The organism is Sphingobium sp. WCS2017Hpa-17 (genome assembly GCF_031843765.1).
In the GTDB taxonomy this organism is placed as follows: domain Bacteria; phylum Pseudomonadota; class Alphaproteobacteria; order Sphingomonadales; family Sphingomonadaceae; genus Sphingobium.
In genome coordinates, this window is the sequence record NZ_JAVTIV010000006.1 from 61,809 (window position 1) to 79,655 (window position 17,847).

At 63.6% G+C, this 17,847-nt stretch carries 19 protein-coding genes; 13 read left to right on the top strand and 6 right to left on the bottom strand.

Annotation, left to right across the window (positions count from 1 at the left end; translation table 11 throughout):
- Positions 1-62 precede the first annotated feature (62 nt).
- From RQH62_RS11315 to RQH62_RS11360, 10 genes are all read left to right on the top strand, one after another.
- Entirely contained in the window at positions 63-506 is a 444-nt protein-coding gene (locus tag RQH62_RS11315) for an Rrf2 family transcriptional regulator (RefSeq protein WP_311268861.1), read from the top strand.
- Positions 503-1,987: a Fe-S cluster assembly protein SufB gene (gene sufB / locus RQH62_RS11320; protein WP_311268862.1), complete on the top strand. Its 1,485-nt coding sequence runs from the start codon at positions 503-505 to the stop codon at positions 1,985-1,987. Before RQH62_RS11315 ends, sufB begins: the two co-directional genes overlap by 4 nt.
- Positions 1,988-2,116: 129 nt before the next feature.
- Positions 2,117-2,572 (top strand): hypothetical protein, encoded by a 456-nt coding sequence (locus RQH62_RS11325; RefSeq protein WP_311268863.1) that lies wholly within the window; start codon positions 2,117-2,119, stop codon positions 2,570-2,572.
- Positions 2,573-2,578: 6 nt separating this feature from the next.
- Positions 2,579-3,325, top strand: a complete 747-nt coding sequence (gene sufC, locus RQH62_RS11330; protein WP_311268864.1) for a Fe-S cluster assembly ATPase SufC — start codon at positions 2,579-2,581, stop codon at positions 3,323-3,325.
- The gene (locus RQH62_RS11335) at positions 3,322-4,074 is read left to right on the top strand and encodes a SufD family Fe-S cluster assembly protein (protein WP_311268865.1); all 753 of its coding nucleotides are present in this window, start codon (positions 3,322-3,324) and stop codon (positions 4,072-4,074) included. Before sufC ends, RQH62_RS11335 begins: the two co-directional genes overlap by 4 nt.
- Complete coding sequence (locus tag RQH62_RS11340) at positions 4,071-5,276, top strand: cysteine desulfurase (RefSeq protein WP_311268866.1); 1,206 nt, start codon at positions 4,071-4,073, stop codon at positions 5,274-5,276. The genes RQH62_RS11335 and RQH62_RS11340 overlap by 4 nt, the downstream gene beginning before the upstream one ends.
- Entirely contained in the window at positions 5,273-5,737 is a 465-nt protein-coding gene (locus RQH62_RS11345) for an SUF system Fe-S cluster assembly protein (RefSeq protein ID WP_311268867.1), read from the top strand. The genes RQH62_RS11340 and RQH62_RS11345 overlap by 4 nt, the downstream gene beginning before the upstream one ends.
- Complete coding sequence (locus tag RQH62_RS11350; RefSeq protein ID WP_311268868.1) at positions 5,737-6,099, top strand: iron-sulfur cluster assembly accessory protein; 363 nt, start codon at positions 5,737-5,739, stop codon at positions 6,097-6,099. Before RQH62_RS11345 ends, RQH62_RS11350 begins: the two co-directional genes overlap by 1 nt.
- A gap of 83 nt (positions 6,100-6,182) precedes the next feature.
- A complete protein-coding gene (locus tag RQH62_RS11355) occupies positions 6,183-6,977 on the top strand; it encodes an SDR family NAD(P)-dependent oxidoreductase (RefSeq protein WP_311268869.1) in 795 nt (264 codons plus the stop codon).
- A gap of 76 nt (positions 6,978-7,053) precedes the next feature.
- Positions 7,054-7,206 carry a hypothetical protein gene (locus RQH62_RS11360; RefSeq protein ID WP_311268870.1) on the top strand — a complete coding sequence of 51 codons (153 nt, stop codon included), beginning with the start codon at positions 7,054-7,056 and terminating at the stop codon, positions 7,204-7,206.
- Here RQH62_RS11360 and RQH62_RS11365 read toward each other — a convergent pair.
- Together RQH62_RS11365 and RQH62_RS11370 are read right to left on the bottom strand one after the other, a co-directional pair.
- Entirely contained in the window at positions 7,203-8,114 is a 912-nt protein-coding gene (locus tag RQH62_RS11365; RefSeq protein ID WP_311268871.1) for a DMT family transporter, read from the bottom strand. The genes RQH62_RS11360 and RQH62_RS11365 overlap by 4 nt on opposite strands.
- The gene (locus RQH62_RS11370) at positions 8,107-9,126 is read right to left on the bottom strand and encodes a beta-eliminating lyase-related protein (protein ID WP_311268872.1); all 1,020 of its coding nucleotides are present in this window, start codon (positions 9,124-9,126) and stop codon (positions 8,107-8,109) included. Before RQH62_RS11370 ends, RQH62_RS11365 begins: the two co-directional genes overlap by 8 nt.
- Positions 9,127-9,286: 160 nt before the next feature.
- Between RQH62_RS11370 and RQH62_RS11375 the strand changes: the two genes are divergently transcribed.
- Together RQH62_RS11375 and RQH62_RS11380 are read left to right on the top strand one after the other, a co-directional pair.
- The gene (locus tag RQH62_RS11375) at positions 9,287-10,378 is read left to right on the top strand and encodes a branched-chain amino acid aminotransferase (RefSeq protein WP_311268873.1); all 1,092 of its coding nucleotides are present in this window, start codon (positions 9,287-9,289) and stop codon (positions 10,376-10,378) included.
- Between the two features lie 156 nt (positions 10,379-10,534).
- Positions 10,535-11,743, top strand: coding sequence for a UbiH/UbiF/VisC/COQ6 family ubiquinone biosynthesis hydroxylase (locus RQH62_RS11380; protein WP_311268874.1), 1,209 nt, complete (start codon positions 10,535-10,537; stop codon positions 11,741-11,743).
- Between the two features lie 334 nt (positions 11,744-12,077).
- Here the strand turns inward: RQH62_RS11380 and RQH62_RS11385 are convergent, their stop codons facing one another.
- Both RQH62_RS11385 and acs read right to left on the bottom strand, forming a co-directional pair.
- Positions 12,078-12,590: a cytochrome b gene (locus RQH62_RS11385; protein ID WP_311268875.1), complete on the bottom strand. Its 513-nt coding sequence runs from the start codon at positions 12,588-12,590 to the stop codon at positions 12,078-12,080.
- A gap of 104 nt (positions 12,591-12,694) precedes the next feature.
- Positions 12,695-14,638 carry an acetate--CoA ligase gene (gene acs / locus RQH62_RS11390; RefSeq protein WP_311268876.1) on the bottom strand — a complete coding sequence of 648 codons (1,944 nt, stop codon included), beginning with the start codon at positions 14,636-14,638 and terminating at the stop codon, positions 12,695-12,697.
- 274 nt (positions 14,639-14,912) lie between these two features.
- On the opposite strand from acs, the gene RQH62_RS11395 reads away from it, so the two are divergent.
- Positions 14,913-15,584: a glutathione S-transferase family protein gene (locus RQH62_RS11395; RefSeq protein ID WP_311268877.1), complete on the top strand. Its 672-nt coding sequence runs from the start codon at positions 14,913-14,915 to the stop codon at positions 15,582-15,584.
- Positions 15,585-15,589: 5 nt separating this feature from the next.
- On the opposite strand, the gene RQH62_RS11400 is transcribed toward RQH62_RS11395, so the two are convergent.
- Both RQH62_RS11400 and RQH62_RS11405 read right to left on the bottom strand, forming a co-directional pair.
- Positions 15,590-16,753: a GGDEF domain-containing protein gene (locus RQH62_RS11400; RefSeq protein ID WP_311268878.1), complete on the bottom strand. Its 1,164-nt coding sequence runs from the start codon at positions 16,751-16,753 to the stop codon at positions 15,590-15,592.
- 91 nt (positions 16,754-16,844) lie between these two features.
- Positions 16,845-17,726 (bottom strand): LysR substrate-binding domain-containing protein, encoded by an 882-nt coding sequence (locus RQH62_RS11405; RefSeq protein WP_184269133.1) that lies wholly within the window; start codon positions 17,724-17,726, stop codon positions 16,845-16,847.
- Between the last annotated feature and the right edge of the window lie 121 nt (positions 17,727-17,847).

Below are 17,847 nucleotides of genomic sequence, written 5' to 3' on the forward strand. Positions count from 1 at the left end.
AATCGGATGGAATCAGTCCGATTTGAGAATGGTTCGCAACTTTGAAGGGCGCGTGTCGCGACATGAAACTGTCGAGCTTCGCTGACTATGCGGTCGTGCTGATGTCCGCCGCCGCGCGCCACTGTGGCGCAGGAGCGGGGTTTGACCCTGCGACCAACAAGCATCTCAAGATGAACGCGACCACCTTGTCGGCCGAAACCGGCATTCCGCTGCCCACCGCGCAGAAGCTGGTGAGCCGCCTGTCGGCCGCCGGCCTGCTCGAATCGAGCCGGGGCACCGGTGGTGGCGTACGCCTGTCGCGCCCGCCGGCCACCATCACGCTGGCCGATGTGGTGGAGGCGGTCGAAGGACCGATCGCCATGACCGCGTGTAGCGAACAAGGGGCGCATGACTGCAATCTGGAACAGGATTGCCGCATCCGTCCGCACATGAATGTGGCGAACAATGCCATCCGCGAAGCGCTCGCGGGGGTGACGATCGCCAGTCTGACACGAGAAATGGCATGACTGAACAAGCAACCACCGTTCGCAACCAGGAAGCGCAGGACGCCGCCGATCGCGCGTCGACCTACGAACATGGCTGGTCGTCCGCCATCGAGCAGGACTTCGCGCCCAAGGGGCTGAACGAGGATACGGTCCGCTTCATTTCCGCCAAGAAGAACGAGCCGCAATGGCTGCTCGACTGGCGGCTGAAGGCGTTCGCCATGTGGCAGAAGATGGATGCGCCGGACTGGGCGAAGCTGAACGTCCCGCCGATCGACTATCAGGACGCCTATTATTACGCGGAGCCGAAAAAGAAGATCGAACTGGATTCGCTGGATCAGGTCGATCCCGAAATCCTGGCGACCTATCAGAAGCTGGGCATTCCGATCGCCGAGCAGGAGATGCTGGCGGGCGTAAAGGGTAGCCGCAAGATTGCGGTCGACGCCGTGTTCGACAGCGTCAGCGTCGCCACCACCTTCCGCAAGGAGCTGGAGGAAGCGGGCGTCATCTTCCGCTCGATCAGCGAAGCCGTGCGCGAATTTCCCGATCTGGTGAAGAAGTGGCTCGGCAAGATCGTGCCGATGCACGACAATTATTTTGCGACGCTCAACTGCGCGGTCTTTTCCGACGGCACCTTCGTCTACATTCCCAAGGGCGTGCGCTGTCCGATGGAGCTGTCGACCTATTTCCGCATCAACGCGGAAAATACCGGGCAGTTCGAACGCACCCTGATCGTCGCGGACGAAGGCAGCTATGTGTCCTATCTCGAAGGCTGCACCGCGCCGATGCGCGATGAAAATCAGCTGCACGCCGCAGTCGTGGAACTGGTCGCGCTGGACGATGCGGAGATCAAGTACAGCACCGTCCAGAACTGGTATCCCGGCGACGCGGACGGCAAGGGCGGCATCTATAATTTCGTGACCAAGCGGGCGCTGTGCCAGGGCCGCAACAGCAAGGTTTCGTGGACGCAGGTGGAAACCGGGTCGGCGATCACCTGGAAATATCCGTCCTGCGTGCTGAATGGCGAAAACAGCGTGGGCGAATTCTACTCCGTGGCGCTGACCAACAACCTGCAACAGGCCGATACCGGCACCAAGATGATCCATAATGGCAAGGGCAGCCGCTCGACCATCGTGTCGAAGGGGATCAGCGCCGGCCGCAGCAACAACACCTATCGCGGGTTGGTGCGCGTGGCGCCGGGCGCGGAGGGCGTGCGCAACTTCACTCAGTGCGACAGCCTGTTGCTGGGCGACCAGTGCGGCGCGCACACCGTGCCCTATATCGAAGTGCGCAACCCCAGTGCGCAGATTGAGCATGAGGCGACGACCAGCAAGATCAGCGACGATCAGCTGTTTTACGCCATGCAGCGCGGGCTGGATCAGGAAAGCGCGGTGTCGCTGATCGTCAACGGTTTCGCGCGTGAAGTGCTGCAACAGCTGCCGATGGAATTTGCCGTGGAGGCGCAGAAGCTGCTCGGCATCAGTCTTGAAGGCAGCGTGGGATAATATCATTCCCCCGTCATGCTGAACTTGTTTCAGCATCCATTTCGCCGTCGCAGGCGAGGGTTGGGGGAGAAATGGACCCTGAAACAAGTTCAGGGTGACGTGGAATTTAAGAGCTTGAAGGACTGAGAGTTGAGCGACGAAGACGATATTCAGGATGCCCTCGCGGATTTCGCGGAGGATGTGAGCAATGGCCAGTCATGGACTGCTGCGATCCGTATCCTGACCGAAGATTATGAGCTGGAAGAGGGCGAGTTGCAGGCCCGCGCCGCCAAGGATTTCGGTGACCTCGACGCCTATGAGGCGGAGAGCCGCGCCGCGCTGGAAGCGGGCGACGTGGCCTTCACCGATAAGCTGCGCAAGGACAAGGCGTTCCACAAGGCGAAGGCGCCCAACCTGGCCCGCATGGGGCCGGTCAGCGAATTCGTCGTCGCGCTGCTGGAAAAGGGCGCGCCGGAACCGGATGCCGACTGGTGGCCCTATATGCCGATCAAGCGCCATATCGACACGCTGTTCCCCGCGCCGGGCGATGTGCGCGACATGGCTTTCTGGACCGCGCGGACGCTCCAGCGCGCCCATAAGGACTGAAGACTGATGCTGACGATCGACAATCTGACCAACGAAATCGACGGCAAGGCGATCCTGAAGGGCCTGTCGCTCCAGATCAACGCGGGCGAAATCCACGCGATCATGGGGCCGAACGGCGCGGGCAAGTCCACGCTGGCCTATACGCTGGGCGGCCGTCCCAACTATGAAGTGACGGGCGGCAGAGCGACCTTCGAGGGCGCGGACCTGTTCGAACTGGAGCCGCATGAGCGTGCGGCGGCCGGGTTGTTCCTGGGCTTCCAATATCCGGTCGAGATTCCGGGTGTCTCCAACCTGCAATTCCTGCGCGAAAGCCTCAATTCGCAGCGCCGCGCGCGTGGCGAGAAGGAATTGAACGGTGGCGAGTTCATCAAGCTGGCCAAGGAAAAGGCCGGTCTGCTCGGCCTCGACATGGAAATGCTGAAGCGTCCGGTGAATGTCGGTTTTTCGGGCGGCGAAAAGAAGCGCGCCGAAATGGTGCAGATGGGGATTCTCGACCCCAGGCTGGCGATCCTGGATGAAACGGACAGCGGCCTCGACATCGACGCATTGAAGATCGTGGGCGCCGGCATCAACGCGATCATGCGCAAGCCTGACAAGGCCGTGCTGCTGATCACGCATTATCAGCGGCTGCTCGATTATGTGAAGCCGGACTTCGTGCATGTTCTGGCCGCCGGCCGGATCGTCAAGTCGGGCGGTCCCGAACTGGCGCTGGAACTGGAACGCGAAGGCTATGCCGAGGTGGTGTCCGCGTGACCGCGTTGGCCCTTCCCACGCGCAAGGACGAAGCCTGGCGCTATAGCGATGTGGAGGCTGTCGCCGCCATCTGGCCGACGCCCGCGCCTACGCGCATCGACGTTGCCGCCGGGGAAAGCGTACGCCATCATCTGTTGCAGGATGCAGGCGAAGACGCGGCGGCGGTGCATGATTATGTCATCACCATCGCGGACGGGGCGCGGTGCGATTTTCATGTGCTCAATGTCGGTGGGAAGCTGGGGCGCGTGACGTTCGACGTCACAATCGGCAGCAACGCGCATTTCGAGCTGAACGGCGCGATCCTTGGCGGCGGCGACCAGACGCTGGAGATCATCACCAGCGTCACCCATGCCAAGCCGGATTCGACCAGCGGCCAGACGATCCGATCGATCCTGGGCCAGCGCGCCACGGGCAGCTACCTCGGCAGCATCAACGTCGCGCGCGATGCGCAGCGCACCGATGCCTTCCAGTCGATCAAGGCGATGCTGCTGGACCGCACCGCGACGGCGAACGCCAAGCCGGAACTGGAAATCTTCGCTGACGACGTCAAATGCGCCCATGGCGCGACGGTCGGCGAACTGGACAAGGCGGCGCTCTTCTACATGGCGTCGCGCGGCATGGACCCGGCGACGGCCAAGACGCTGCTGCTGCGCTCCTTTGTTGCGGGCGTGTTCGACGATGTGGCGGACGAAGCGGTCAAGGACGCGCTGGAAGCCGCCGCGATCGCCAAGCTGGAGTCGCTGGTATGACCGACCTCGCGCAGGGCCTGCGCTTGCGGGATGATTTCCCCGGTGTGGGCGACTGGCATTATCTGGACAGTGCCGCCACCGCGCAAAAGCCAAATGCCGTCATCGACGCGATCGCGCGGGCCTATGGTCCCGATTATGCGACGGTGCATCGCGGCGTCTATGAACGGTCGGCCAACATGACGCTGGCCTATGAAGCGGCGCGGCGGAAGGTCGCGACGTTCATCGGGGCCAAGTCGGACAGCGAGATCGTTTATGTCCGCGGCGCGACCGAAGGGATCAATCTGGTCGCGCAATGCTGGGCGGGCACGCAGTTGAAGGCGGGCGACCGCATCCTGCTGTCCACGCTGGAACATCATAGCAATATCGTGCCCTGGCAGATCGTGGCGGAGAAGGTCGGCGCCCATATCGACGTGGTGCCGCTGACGCAGGATGGCCGGATCGACCTGGACGCGATGCGCGCGATGATCACGCCGCAGCACCGGATGGTCGCGCTGGCCCATGTATCCAACGTCCTGGGCAGCGTGCTCGATTGCCGCCGCGCCGCCGACATCGCCCATATGGTCGGCGCCAAGATCCTGATCGACGGTTGTCAGGCGGTGCCGCGCCTTGCCGTCGATGTGGCTGCGCTCGATTGCGATTTCTACGTCTTTTCCGCGCACAAGCTCTACGGCCCGACCGGGATTGGTGTGCTGTGGGGGCGCAAGGAATTGCTTGATGCCATGCCGCCCTATCAGGGGGGCGGGTCGATGATCGACAAGGTGACGTTCGAAAAGACGACCTATGCCCCCGCGCCGACCCGGTTCGAAGCAGGGACGCCGCATATCACCGGCGTCGTCGGGCTTTCCGCTGCGATCGACTATGTGCAGGGCATCGGCCTCGACGCCATCCACGCGCATGAATGTGCGCTGGTCGCCAGGGCCCGCACCGCATTGGAGCAGATCAACAGCGTGCGCGTCTTCGGGCCGGACGACAGTGCGGGTATCCTCTCTTTTGAAGTGGAGGGGGTGCATCCGCACGATGTCGGCACCATATTGGACGAAACGGGCGTCGCGATCCGGGCCGGCCATCATTGCGCACAGCCGCTCATGCGGCATCTGGGTGTGGAGGCGACCGCACGGGCCAGCTTTGGCATCTATAGCGACGACAGCGATGTGGATGCGCTGGTCAAAGGTATTGAGCGGGTCAGAAAGATTTTCGGATGAGTGACGAGCGGAAGATCATGGTGGAAGAAGTCGACGCGGTGGATGCGCCGCCGAAAGTGCGCGTGGACGATGGGGCCGAAGCCGCGCCGCGCCAGCGCGACTATCTGGACGGGTTCCTGTCGCAGAAGCCCGCTGAACTGTCCGCCGGCGAGCCGGGTGGCGACATTTATGATGGCGTGATCGAGGCCCTGAAGGAGATTTTCGACCCGGAAATCCCGGTCAACATCTATGATCTGGGCCTGATCTATGGTGTCGATGTCACCACGGACGGCCATGTCGTCGTCACAATGACGCTGACCACGCCGCATTGCCCGGTCGCCGAATCCATGCCGGGCGAAGTCGAACTGCGGGTCGGCGCGGTGCCGGGTGTGGGCGATGCGCAGGTCAATCTGGTCTGGGATCCGCCATGGGATCCGCAGAAGATGAGCGACGAAGCGAAGCTCGAACTGGGGATGCTGTAATGACCGACGTACAGACCAAGACCCGCGCCCGCCCCGCCGCCGTCCTCCTGACGCCGAGCGCGGAGCAGCGCATCGCCGACCTGATGGCACAGGCGCCCGAAGGCACGATCGGCGTCAAGCTGTCCACGCCCAAGCGCGGCTGTTCGGGTCTGGCCTATTCGGTCGACTATGTGACGACGGAAGCCAAGTTCGACGAGAAGATCGCAACGCCTGGCGGCGTCCTCTACATCGACGGCGCGTCGGTGCTCTATCTGATCGGATCGACGATGAACTGGGTGGAGGATGATTTCACCGCCGGCTTCGTCTTCAACAATCCCAATGCCAAGGGCAGCTGCGGCTGCGGCGAGAGCTTTACGGTTTAAGCGCTTTCCTCCTCCGTTCGGTTCGAGCTTGTCGAGAACCTTGCGCGGGGTTTTTGAGACGCTCGAACCGAACGGGGGGAATAATGGCATATATGCTGATCCTCGGCATGGGCTATACCGCCGCCCGTCTCGCCGTTCGCCTGCGCGGCGAGGGCTGGACCATCACCGGCGTCCGCCGCCGCGCCGCTGCCGACAATATTGCCTTTGACGATGACAGCGCCGTCCGCGCCGCCATCGCAGGGGCAACCCATATCCTTTCCTCCGTCCCGCCTGAAGGTGACGCCGACCCGGTGCTGGCCCGCTATGGCGACGCCATTGCCGCCGCGCCCGCACTGTGGACCGGCTATCTTTCCTCCACCGGCGTCTATGGCGATGCGGCCGGGGCGTGGGTGGATGAAGCCAGCCCGGTCGGGCGGGGGCGCCGGACCGCGCGGGCGGCGGCGGATATGGCGTGGGGGGAGTTACGCGCTGACATGCGCCGCTTTCGCCTGCCCGGCATCTATGGCCCCGGCCGCTCTGCGCTGGACCGGGTGCGGGAAGGGAAGGCGCATCGCATCGCTCTGCCGGATCAGGTTTTCAGCCGCATTCATGTGGACGATATCGTCGCGGGTGTGATCGCCTCGTTCGGCGGACCTGCGGGCGCCTATAATCTGGCCGATGACCTGCCTTGCGCGCAGAATGATGTGATAGAGGCGGCCTGCGACCTGCTGGGGCTGCCATGGCCGTCTTTGCAGACGCTGGACGAAGCCGGGCTGTCACCGATGGCGCGGGCTTTCTATGCTGAAAATCGCCGGGTCGCCAATGGTCGGGCGAAGCGGTTGCTGGGCTGGATGCCGCTCTATCCGACCTATGTGCAGGGATTGCGCGCCTGCCTGTAAGGCATCTGTCGCATGGTTTACGTCTTGTTAACCGAGTTGGTCGACAAGTGGGGCAGCACTTCATAAGGACCGCCTCGTGACCCGCATCGACCAGAGATTTTCGGAACTCAGCCACCGGATGAACGACCTGACGGTACCCGGCCGTTCGGGCGCGGCGGTGCCGTCGATCGCCAGCCTGCTGGACAAGGTCAATACCGCCAAGCTGCGTTACCAGCCGGGCGCGCGTTAAGCCGCCTTCGATCGCAGGGCGATGGCCATGCCGGCGGTCGCCAGCAGCGCACCGATGATGGCCAGCGCCGACCAGCGATAGCCCTCCAATATGGTCGAGATCAGCATCGCGATCACCGGGATGAGGACGCTGGTATAGGCCGCGCGGCCCGCGCCCATGCGCTGGATCAGGGTGAAATAGAGCGGGAAGGTCACGACCGATCCCGCAATGCCCAGCCAGCCCACGCCCATTACATAACCGATGCGGCTGTCGAAGGTCGGAGGGCCAAGCGTCGCCCAGGCATAGAGCGCGTCCACCCCCGCGCCGATCAGCATCGCCCAGGCCAGCACCGCCACCATCGGCAGACGGCGGGCAATTTCCATCCCCTGCATCACATTGGCGGCCGACGCGCTCATCAGCCCGGCGAAGGAAAAGGCCGCGCCCAGCAGCACCATGTCCGGGCGGACGCCCCCGGCTTCAGATAGTGCGGCATGATATTCATGCAGCAGCATCAGCACGATCCCCGTCATCGCCACCACCGACCCACCGATGAAGGTGCGGCTGACCGGTTGGCGAAAGATGAGGAAGGCGAGGATCGAATTGGGGATTAGCAGCATCGCATAGACGACCGCGACCACGCCGGAGGTCAGATAATGCTCCGCCCGGTAGACGAAATTGAAGTTGAGCACGAACTGCGCGATGCCGAGCAGGGCGGCGTAGAGCAGGCCGTTGCGCCCGATGTTGAGCGATACGCCGCGCATCCGCGCAAAGGCTGCCATGGCGATCCCGGCCAGCGCGAACCGGTAGCAGACCGACCAGCTGGCCGGCACCGACCCGATCTGGTCGCGGATCACGATCCAAGTCGAACTCCAGATGAGCGTGACGAGGATGAAGGGGATCGCGATGCCCCCTTTCCCGTTCTCAGCCATGGGGCAGGGCCTTGAGCGCTGCGGCCAGCGGCGCGACGCTCTGCGCATCCTGCGACCAGTTGGTGACGAGTCGCGCGGCGCCTTCACCCCAATCGTAAAAGTCGAAGCCCTGCGCACGCAGGCTGGCGGCTTCGTCGGCGGTCAGGCGCACGAACAGCTCGTTCGCTTCGACCGGGTGCATCAGTCGGCCTGTGGCGCTCTGCGCCAGCGCCTGTGCCGCGCCGTTCGCGGCGTGGGCGTTGTGCAGCCACAGGTCATTCGCGATCATGGCCAGAATTTGTGCGGCGAGATAGCGACCTTTGGAGAAGAGATGGCCAGACCGCTTGCGCCAGCGCTTCGCTTCGGCGGCGCGGGCGGGGCCCTGTTCACCGAAGAAGAGCAGCGCTTCACCCACCATGCCGCCATTTTTGACGCAGCCGAAGGACAATGCGTCCACGCCCGCGCGCCATGTGACGTCGGCAGGCGCGCAGCCCAGATGCGCGACCGCATTGGCGAAGCGGGCGCCGTCCATGTGGAAACCGAGGCCATGGGCCTTGGTGAGATCGCCCAGTGCGGCCACCTCTTCGGGCGTGTACACCAATCCATATTCGGTGGCGTTGGTGATGCTGATCGTGCGGGCCGGCACCTGATGCACATCCGGGCGGATTGCTTTCAGCCGGTCGGTCACGCGATCGGGCGTGAGCTTTGCGCCGTCGCCCGCAAGCGGCATCAGCGTTGCGCCATGGGTGAAGAAGCCCGGCGCGCCACATTCGTCGGCAATGATATGTGCTTCTTCATGGCAGAGGATGCCGCCATAGGGTGGGCAGAGCGTGGCGAGCGCGATGCAGTTGGCCGCCGTGCCGGTCGACACCCACAAGGCGCTGACCGGCGTGTCGAACAGGTCGGAAAAGGCACCGTCCAGCCGCGCGCTCCAGGCGTCGCCATCATAGCCATGATCCGCCCGGTCGGCATCAGCGATGGCGGTCATGACGGCGGGAGCGATGGGCGTCACATTGTCGGAGAAGAAGTGCATGGCGCAGCGATAACCGGACGGCGCGCAGGCGGGAAGAGGCCAGCAGCGCGCAACCGGCCTTTTTCCGATCATGGAATATGTCAGTATAGATGACCCATTGTTTCGCTGGCCGCTCTGTGACATAGGCGGCCTCGTCCGAGCCAGAACAAGGAGACTCACCATGGCCGCCGAGCAGACGTCGCGTTTCACCGTCACCCGCAACAGCCAGGCTGTGCCGGCGGACAAGCGCGCTGTATTGCTCGAAGATCCGGGCTTCGGCCGGCTCTTCACCGACCATATGGTGACGATTCGCTATACCGAGGGGCAGGGCTGGCACAGCCACAAGGTCGAGGCGCGCGCGCCCTTCCAGCTCGATCCCGCCTGCGCCGTGCTGCATTATGCGCAGGAAATTTTCGAAGGGATGAAGGCGTACCGGCTGGAAGATGGCAGCATCGCCATGTTCCGCCCGGAAGAAAATGCCCGCCGCTTTGCGGATTCGGCTGAACGACTGGCGATGCCTGCCATTCCGCAGGATCTGTTCATGGAAGCGATCGAACAACTGGTGAAGATCGACGCCGACTGGATTCCGGCGGGTGAAGGCAGCCTCTATCTGCGCCCCTTCATGTTCGCGAGCGAAGCCTTTCTGGGCGTTCGGCCGTCGAACGAATATATTTTCTGCGTGATCGCATCGCCCGTCGGCGCCTATTTCAAGGGCGGCAAGAAGGCCGTGACCCTGTGGGTGTCCGAACATTATACCCGCGCCGCGCGCGGCGGCACCGGTGCCGCCAAGTGCGGCGGAAACTATGCCGCCAGCCTCGTCGCGCAGAAGGAAGCGATCGGCCATGGCTGCGATCAGGTCGTCTTCCTCGACGCCGCCGAAAATAAGTGGGTCGAGGAACTGGGCGGCATGAACGTCTTCTTCGTGATGGATGACGGGTCGATCGTCACCCCGCCGCTGGGTGGCACGATCCTGCCCGGCATCACCCGCAATTCGATCATCGACCTGGCCCGCGCCAAGGGCCATGATGTGCGGGAGGAACCCTATAGCTTCGCCCAGTGGCGCGCAGACGCCGCCAGCGGCACGCTGCGCGAGGCCTTTGCCTGCGGCACAGCGGCGGTCGTCACTGCCATCGGCACGGTCAAGAGCGTCGATGGCGACTTCACCGTCGGCAATGGCGATGGCGGTCTGGTGACGGAAACGCTGCGGGCTGAACTGACCGGCATCCAGCGCGGCGTGGTGGCGGACCCGGCCGATTGGGTGCGCACGCTGTAATTTAAGCGGCAAACTCAGCTCCGTTCGCCCTGAGCTTGTCGAAGGGCCTCTCCTTTCTGTCAGAAGAAAGAAAGGGGCTTCGACAGGCTCAGCCCGAACGGAATTAGGGTTTAGCCATACTTCCCAATCGCATCCCAAGCGCCTAGACACAGCCCCATGGAACGCTTCGACGTCGTTATTCTGGGTGGTGGCCTTGTCGGCCTGACCCTTGGCATCGCTCTTTCGGGCCATGGCGTGAAGACCGCCGTGATCGACCCGGCCGATCCGGTGGGCGTGACCGCCGCCGGTTTCGACGGGCGGGTGTCGGCGATCAGTTCCACCAGCTATGCGATGATGACCGCCATTGGCGTGGGCAAGCATCTTGAGGGCAAGGGCTGCCCGATCGACCGCATCTGGGTCAGCGACGGGCTGGAGCCGGGCGCGCTGGATTTCGCACCGGACGCCGATGATGGCGTGATGGGGACGATGGTCCCCAATCGCGACCTGCGCGTCGCGCTGGCGAAGACGGCGGACGAAGCCGTCAACCTGACCCGCTACCAGCCGGATCGCGCTACCCATGTCGATCGCAATGCCGATGGCGTCACGCTGACGCTGGCGAGCGGCGCGACCATCCACGGCGCGCTGCTGGTCGCGGCGGAGGGGCGCAACAGCCCCACGCGCGAGGCCGCCGGGATCAACACGACGCGCTGGCAGTACAAGCATACCGCCATGGTCACGGCGATCGACCATGAGGTGCCGCACGCCAACACGGCTTACGAGATTTTCTATGTCGGCGGCCCCTTCGCGCTGCTGCCGATGCTGCCGGGTACCCGCTCCGCCGTGGTGTGGACCGTGCCGACGGAGCAGGCACCGGCGATGATGAAGCTGTCGACACGCGCCTGGCTGGCCGAGGCGCAGAAGCGGATCGGCGGTTTCCTGGGCGAGATCAAACTGGCCGGGCCGCGCTCCTCCTATCCGCTCGGCTTCCACCATGCCGCGCGCATCACCGACACGCGTCTCGCGCTGGTGGGCGACAGCGCGCACGCCATCCACCCGATCGCGGGGCAGGGCGTGAACCTCGGTTTCCGCGACGTCGCCGCGCTGGTCGAGATACTGGTGGAAGGGATGCGCCTTGGCCTTGACCCCGGCGATGCGCAGTTGCTGGCGCGCTATCAGCGCTGGCGTGGCCTCGATTCGATGATGACCAGCGTGGCGATGGACGGGTTGGTGCGGCTGTTCGACGTGCCGGGCAAAATCCCGTCGCTGGTGCGCCGCGCGGGACTGGCGGCGGTACAGCGCAGCGGTGCGCTCAAGGGGCGCTTCATGGCCGAAGCGCGGGGCCAGTCGGGTGCGCTGCCAAGGCTGCTGACGGGCGAGATGGTGTAGTGGAAGATGTCAGCCGGATGCCTTGGACGGGGCATCTGTTTCTCTGTTACGTCTGATTTGCGGCAATAATGCCGTCTATCAGAAGGAGAAACGCGCATGACATTTGCAGATGCGTGCATCGCTCTTGGAGTGATGATCGCCTTTGCGACCTTGATCCTCAAGATCGTGGAGGTTTCGCGCTCCAAATAAGGTGTGCGACGGGCGGGGGCGCGTTGCCGCGCGTCCCCAAACGAGTGAACCCCCGCCATTGCCGTGACGGGGGTTCTTCTATCAAAGGCGAGAACGCCATGACATTTGCACGCTCCATATAGCGCGCAATCGTCAAAAATTCAACTCACAGCATCCGCCGCAGCACATCGTCCTTCAGCATGAAATGATGGCGCAGGGCAGCGCCGACATGCAGCAGGATCAGCGCGACCCAGAGCCAGGGGAGCAGGCTGTGCGCCCCGCGCGACAGGCCGACGATCGCATCTTCCTTGCCCACCGCAAATTTGGGGACGTCGAACAGGAAGAACCAGTTCAACGGCCGCGTTCCCGCCGACGACATGATCCAGCCCGACAGCGGCAGGATCAGCATCAGCGCGTAGAAGACGATGTGCGTGACATGGGCGGCGCCCTTTTCCCATGCCGGCATGGCGGCGGGCAGCGGCGGGGCAGGGTGCGTAAGCCGCCAGACGATCCGCAAGAGTGTCAGCGCCAGCACGGTCAGCCCGATCGACTTGTGGACCGGCATCACGGCCCAGTCCTTTGGCAGGGCATCATGGGCAAAGCCGAAAAAGAGATTGCCCAATATCAGGATCGCGATGATCCAGTGCAGGGCACGGGCGACGGAGGTGTAACGGGCCATGGGCTGCTCCTTTTCGGATGTGTCCCTGAAACAGCCATGGCCGTCCTACCCGACGGCCATGGCCCTATATCCAACGGATTGCGCGGCGGTGCGATCCTTTCTGTCTACTTCTGACGATTGGCGACCAGATTTTCCACCACCGACGGGTCGGCCAGCGTACTGGTGTCGCCGAGCGCCTGCGCGGAGACTTCGCCCTCGGCAATCTTGCGCAGGATGCGGCGCATGATCTTGCCCGACCGGGTCTTGGGCAGGCCGGGGGCGAACTGGATGACGTCGGGCGTGGCGATCGGGCCGATTTCGGTCCGCACCCATTTCACCAGCGCCTTGCGCAGATCGTCGGTCGCTTCCTCCCCGCTGTTGAGCGTCACATAGGCGTAGATGCCCTGCCCCTTGATATCATGCGGGAAGCCCACGACTGCCGCTTCCGCGACGCTTTCATGCAGCACCAGCGCGCTTTCGACCTCCGCCGTGCCCATGCGGTGGCCCGACACGTTGATGACGTCGTCCACGCGCCCGGTGATCCAGTAATAGCCGTCGGCATCGCGCCGCGCGCCGTCGCCGGTGGTATATTTGCCGGGGAAGGTGGTGAAATAGGTCTGGAAGAAGCGATCATGATCGCCCCAGACGGTACGCATCTGCCCCGGCCAGCTTTGCGCGATGACCAGATTGCCCTCGGTCGCGCCGTCCAGCACCTTGCCTTCGCTATCGACGATCTGCGGCACCACGCCGGGCATGGGGAAGGTGGCGGAGCCGGGCTTCAGGTCCGTGGCGCCCGGCGTCGGCGCGATCATCGCGCCGCCGGTTTCGGTCTGCCACCATGTGTCGATGATCGGGCAGCGGCCTTCGCCGACCACGCCATGATACCAGCGCCAGGCTTCCGGGTTGATCGGTTCGCCCACCGTGCCGAGCAGGCGCAGCGATTTGCGGCTGGTCTTCGTGACGAATTCGTCGCCCTCCTTCATCAAAGCGCGCAGTGCCGTGGGAGCGGTGAAGATCGTCTGCACCTGATGCCGGTCGACCACCTCCCAGATGCGGCTGGGCGTCGGCCAGTTGGGCACGCCTTCATACATCAGGGTCGTCGCGCCGTTGGCCAGCGGACCATAGACGATATAGCTGTGGCCCGTGACCCAGCCGATATCGGCCGCGCACCAGTAGATGTCGCCGGGGCGATAATCGAAGCAGAGTTCGTGGGTCAGCGCCGCCCACAGCAGATAGCCGCCGGTCGTGTGCAGCACGCCCTTGGGCTTGCCGGTCGATCCGGAGGTGTAGAGGATGAACAGCGGATCTTCCGCCTGCATCGGTTCGGGCGGGCAATCGGCCGATACCTTTGCCGCTTCCTCATGCAGCCACAGGTCGCGTCCGGCCTGCATTGTCACCGCGCCGCCGGTCGCCTTGACCACCACGACCTTCTTCACGCTGGGGCAATGGGCCAGCGCTGCATCGACATTGACCTTGAGCGGCACCGCCTTGCCACCGCGCCGCCCTTCATCGGCGGTGATGACGATATTCGAATCGCAATCCTGGATGCGGCCGGCCAGCGCGTCGGGGGAAAAGCCGCCGAACACGACGCTGTGCACCGCGCCGATCCGCGCGCAGGCGAGCAGGGCGAAGGCGGCCTCCGGGATCATGGGCATATAGACGGTGATGCGGTCGCCCTTCTTCGCGCCTGCGGCCTTCAGTACATTGGCGAAGCGGCTGACTTCCTCATGCAACTGCGCATAGCTGTAGCGGCGCGGCTCTGCATCCGGCGAATCGGGTTCCCACAGGATCGCGGTCTGGTCGGCCCGCTGCGCCAGATGGCGGTCGATGCAGTTGGCGCTGACGTTCAACACCCCGTCGGAGAACCATTGCACGCCGAAATCCGCTTCGTGGAAACTGCTTTCATTGGTTTTGGTCGGAGGAGTGATCCAGTCCAGCCGCTGCGCCCGCTCCAGCCAATAGTCATGCGGCGTTTCGATCGAGCGCGCATAATCGGCGTCGCGTGCCGCCCGGTCCAGCAGTGCGCCCTTGGCCCATTCCTCCGGCACCGGGAAGAAATCGTCAGACATCGGGCATCCTTTCCATCACGAAACCATTATTGCCTTCTCTTCTATCGCCCGATGGCGGGGATCGGAAGGCCGGACCATGCCGTTTCTTGCCCTCCTTTTGGCCAATATCGCCGTATCGAATGAATATCGTGATGGCATTTTGCCGCTTTCCCCGCAGCCCGCCCGCGCTTGGCGCATGATGCGACCATCATGCGCCAGGTCTCTTTTGTTTTCCGCATTTTGCGAGCCGTCATCTGTTCCAGATGACTTCAAAATGCTCTAACAGGGATCACTTATGTGGTTGCTTTATCAATTCCCGCTCTGTCCCTTTTCGCGCAAGGTCCGGCTTCTCCTCGGTGAGAAGGGGATCGGCTATGATCTGGTGCGTGAATCGCCCTGGATGATGCGCGACGAGTTTCTGGATCTGAACCCGGCCGGCACCACGCCGGTCATGGCGGATGCGGAAAAGGGCGTGACGCTGATCGACAGTCAGGCGATCTGCGAATATTTCGAGGAGACGGTGGAGAAAGTCCCGCTGATCTCTGGCACCGCCGCCGGACGGGCGGAGGTGCGGCGGCTGACCGCCTTTTTCGACCAGAATTTCTATGGTGATGTGGTCGGCCCGTTGCTGCACGAGCGGATGAAGAAGCGGCTGGTTGAACGGACGTCGCCTGATGCCCGCATACTGCGCGAGGCGATGAAGCGCGCCAATGTCCATATGGATTATATGGATTATCTGCTCGATCATCGCAGCTGGATGGCAGGTGCGACGCTCAGTCTGGCCGATATCGCCGCGGCTGCGCATCTGTCGGTGGCGGATTATCTGGGCGGCATCGACTGGCAGGGGCACGAACCGGTCCGGCGTTGGTATGCCGGCTTCAAGTCGCGCCCCTCCTTCCGCCCGTTATTGTCGGAGCGGATGGAGGTCATTACCCCGCCGGCCCATTATGAAAAGCCGGATTTCTAACGCCTTTAGTCCACCTCCGCCGCAAGGTAGACGCGGTTGCGGCCATGTTCCTTGGCAAGGTAGAGGGCGCGGTCGGCGGCCTTGAGCGCGCCGCGCGGGTCGTCATAGGCCAGCACATTGGCAACGCCGGCGGAAAAGCTGACCCGGTCCATCCGCTCGCCATTGGTGCGGTTTACCAGGCTGCGATTGGCCAGATCCTCGCGCACGCTATCCACCACTTCGCAGGCTTCGGCGGCGGTCTTGCCGCGGAACAGCATGACGAATTCCTCGCCGCCATGCCGCGCCACATGGCAGCGGTCGTTGGAGGCTTTGGCCAGCAGGCCGGCGACGAATTTCAGCACCCGGTCGCCGGTGTCATGGCCATGCGTGTCGTTGATATGCTTGAAATGGTCGATGTCGCAGAAGGCGACCGACAGCGTTTCGCCATTGCCCTGCGCCTGTTCCATTTCATCGCGCAGCACGCCTTCAAAGGCGCGGCGGTTGGGCAGGCCGGTCAGATGGTCATGTTCGGCGGCGCGGCGGGCATTTTCCAGGCTCGACTTGAGCGCCTGCGTCTGTTTCTGGTTCTCGCGCAGCTGGCTTTCGACCTGGCGCGTCTTTTCCACCATGGACCGGGTCAGGCCGACCAGACGGGCCAGCACCGGCTCATTGTCGCGGCCTTCGCCCAGATCCTTGGCCTGCTCCTGCAAGGCCGCGCCATAATCCTTCGCGCTGTTGCGCGATTCATGCATCAGGCCAGTGAACTGGGTGAGGTTCTCCTCCACCTTGTCCAGCATGGAGGCCAGCGATTCGGGCGTGACCTCGTCGGCGCGCTGTTCGGCTGCGATCGATTCGATCCAGCCGTTGGTGATCTTGCCGCGTTCCATCATTACGGCCTTGATCGCCTTTTCGACGCCGATGTTCGCGCCGGTCAGATAGTCCAGCGCGACGCTGAAGTTGATCGGTGTCAGGTCGAGGTCATGGGCGAAGAGAAAGTCGCCAATGTCGCTGTAAAGCTGTTTGCGGCGATTAATCTCGCGGTTGGAGGCGGTGCCGCTGCGCGGTCGCTGCTCTTCTTCGTCTTCGACGACACCCTCCTCGGTTTTGCCGGAAAACCCCCTGGCCCAGCGTGCCAGACGGTCGGTCAGCCCATGTTGCGGGCTCGCGGAAGATGGTTGTGCCCCGTTCATGCTCTCCATAACGGACGGCATGAAACAAGGTTAAGGGACCGGCAGCGAAATAATCGGGTGTGCGACGAAAAGCCGACTGCCGCCGCTTTCCTCAGATATCCGCGCTGACCAGCCAGTCGCGGAAGATGCGCACGGCGCGCGTCTGGAGCGCGCGCGGGCGGCAGACGAAGAAATAGCGATAGGGACTGTCGACATGGATCGGGAACAGCCGCACCAGCCGCGGATCGTGCGACTGTTCATAATGGCTGGCGTGCATCACCGCAACGCCCAGCCCCTGTGCGGCGGCCTCCAGCATCAACTGGCCCGAATCATAATTGTCCACTGCCAGCGGTTGCAGGTCGGGCAGGCCCGCCGCTTCCTTCCACGCATCGAAGGATAGCGCCATGTCGCGATGGAGCAGCACGGTCTGCTGCGCCAGTTCTTCCGGCGAGGTCAGGGCATGCGGCCCCTCCAGCAACTCCCGCCGACCGATGAGGTAGACCTGCTCATGGTCCAGTTCATGCGCATAGAGGGCCGAATCGATGTCCTTGGCCATCAGCACGATCGCCGCGTCCAGTCCTTCGCCCAGTCGCGCGACGGCGTGGGGCGTGGTTTCGATGTCGATATGCAGCTGCGGATGCTGTTTGCGCAGATTGCCCAGATGCGGGAACAGTCGCTGGGTCGCGAACAGCGGCATCACCGCCAGCCGAAGCCGCAACTGGTTGCCGCCGCTCTGGATATTCTCCAGCGCCTGCGAAAGGGAATCCAGCGCGGGGGCAATGTCGTCCAGCAGTCGCTGCCCTTCGGCATTGATTTCCAGCGCCTGATGCTTGCGGTCGAACAGGGGGCGGCCGATGAAGCGCTCCAGCGCCTGGACGCGGCGGCTGAGCGCCGGAGTCGACAGGGCGAGTTCCTCGGCAGCCGCCTTGACGGACCCCAGGCGGGCAACCTGTACAAAGGCCTCCAGGGCCGTAAGGGGCGGCAATCTGCGCATATCTCGTCAATATCTATGCCGGTGCGCTGCGCCGCGTCATTGATTCTTGTCGTGCGCCGCGCGAACCGGGGTTCAAGCATCCTCTCCCTACAGAGCAGGAAAATGGGCTAGATGGCAAGAT

What these genes read in the sequence shown, in the direction of transcription:
- RQH62_RS11395 (WP_311268877.1), top strand. Translation starts at nt 14,913, where the DNA reads ATGTGGTTGCTTTATCAATTCCCGCTCTGTCCCTTTTCGCGCAAGGTC.
- RQH62_RS11375 (WP_311268873.1), top strand. Translation starts at nt 9,287, where the DNA reads ATGGCCGCCGAGCAGACGTCGCGTTTCACCGTCACCCGCAACAGCCAG.
- RQH62_RS11350 (WP_311268868.1), top strand. Translation starts at nt 5,737, where the DNA reads ATGACCGACGTACAGACCAAGACCCGCGCCCGCCCCGCCGCCGTCCTC.
- RQH62_RS11355 (WP_311268869.1), top strand. Translation starts at nt 6,183, where the DNA reads ATGGCATATATGCTGATCCTCGGCATGGGCTATACCGCCGCCCGTCTC.
- RQH62_RS11400 (WP_311268878.1), bottom strand. Translation starts at nt 16,753, where the DNA reads ATGAACGGGGCACAACCATCTTCCGCGAGCCCGCAACATGGGCTGACC.
- RQH62_RS11380 (WP_311268874.1), top strand. Translation starts at nt 10,535, where the DNA reads ATGGAACGCTTCGACGTCGTTATTCTGGGTGGTGGCCTTGTCGGCCTG.
- RQH62_RS11385 (WP_311268875.1), bottom strand. Translation starts at nt 12,590, where the DNA reads ATGGCCCGTTACACCTCCGTCGCCCGTGCCCTGCACTGGATCATCGCG.
- RQH62_RS11365 (WP_311268871.1), bottom strand. Translation starts at nt 8,114, where the DNA reads ATGGCTGAGAACGGGAAAGGGGGCATCGCGATCCCCTTCATCCTCGTC.
- sufB (WP_311268862.1), top strand. Translation starts at nt 503, where the DNA reads ATGACTGAACAAGCAACCACCGTTCGCAACCAGGAAGCGCAGGACGCC.
- RQH62_RS11315 (WP_311268861.1), top strand. Translation starts at nt 63, where the DNA reads ATGAAACTGTCGAGCTTCGCTGACTATGCGGTCGTGCTGATGTCCGCC.
- RQH62_RS11370 (WP_311268872.1), bottom strand. Translation starts at nt 9,126, where the DNA reads ATGCACTTCTTCTCCGACAATGTGACGCCCATCGCTCCCGCCGTCATG.
- sufC (WP_311268864.1), top strand. Translation starts at nt 2,579, where the DNA reads ATGCTGACGATCGACAATCTGACCAACGAAATCGACGGCAAGGCGATC.
- RQH62_RS11405 (WP_184269133.1), bottom strand. Translation starts at nt 17,726, where the DNA reads ATGCGCAGATTGCCGCCCCTTACGGCCCTGGAGGCCTTTGTACAGGTT.
- RQH62_RS11340 (WP_311268866.1), top strand. Translation starts at nt 4,071, where the DNA reads ATGACCGACCTCGCGCAGGGCCTGCGCTTGCGGGATGATTTCCCCGGT.
- acs (WP_311268876.1), bottom strand. Translation starts at nt 14,638, where the DNA reads ATGTCTGACGATTTCTTCCCGGTGCCGGAGGAATGGGCCAAGGGCGCA.
- RQH62_RS11345 (WP_311268867.1), top strand. Translation starts at nt 5,273, where the DNA reads ATGAGTGACGAGCGGAAGATCATGGTGGAAGAAGTCGACGCGGTGGAT.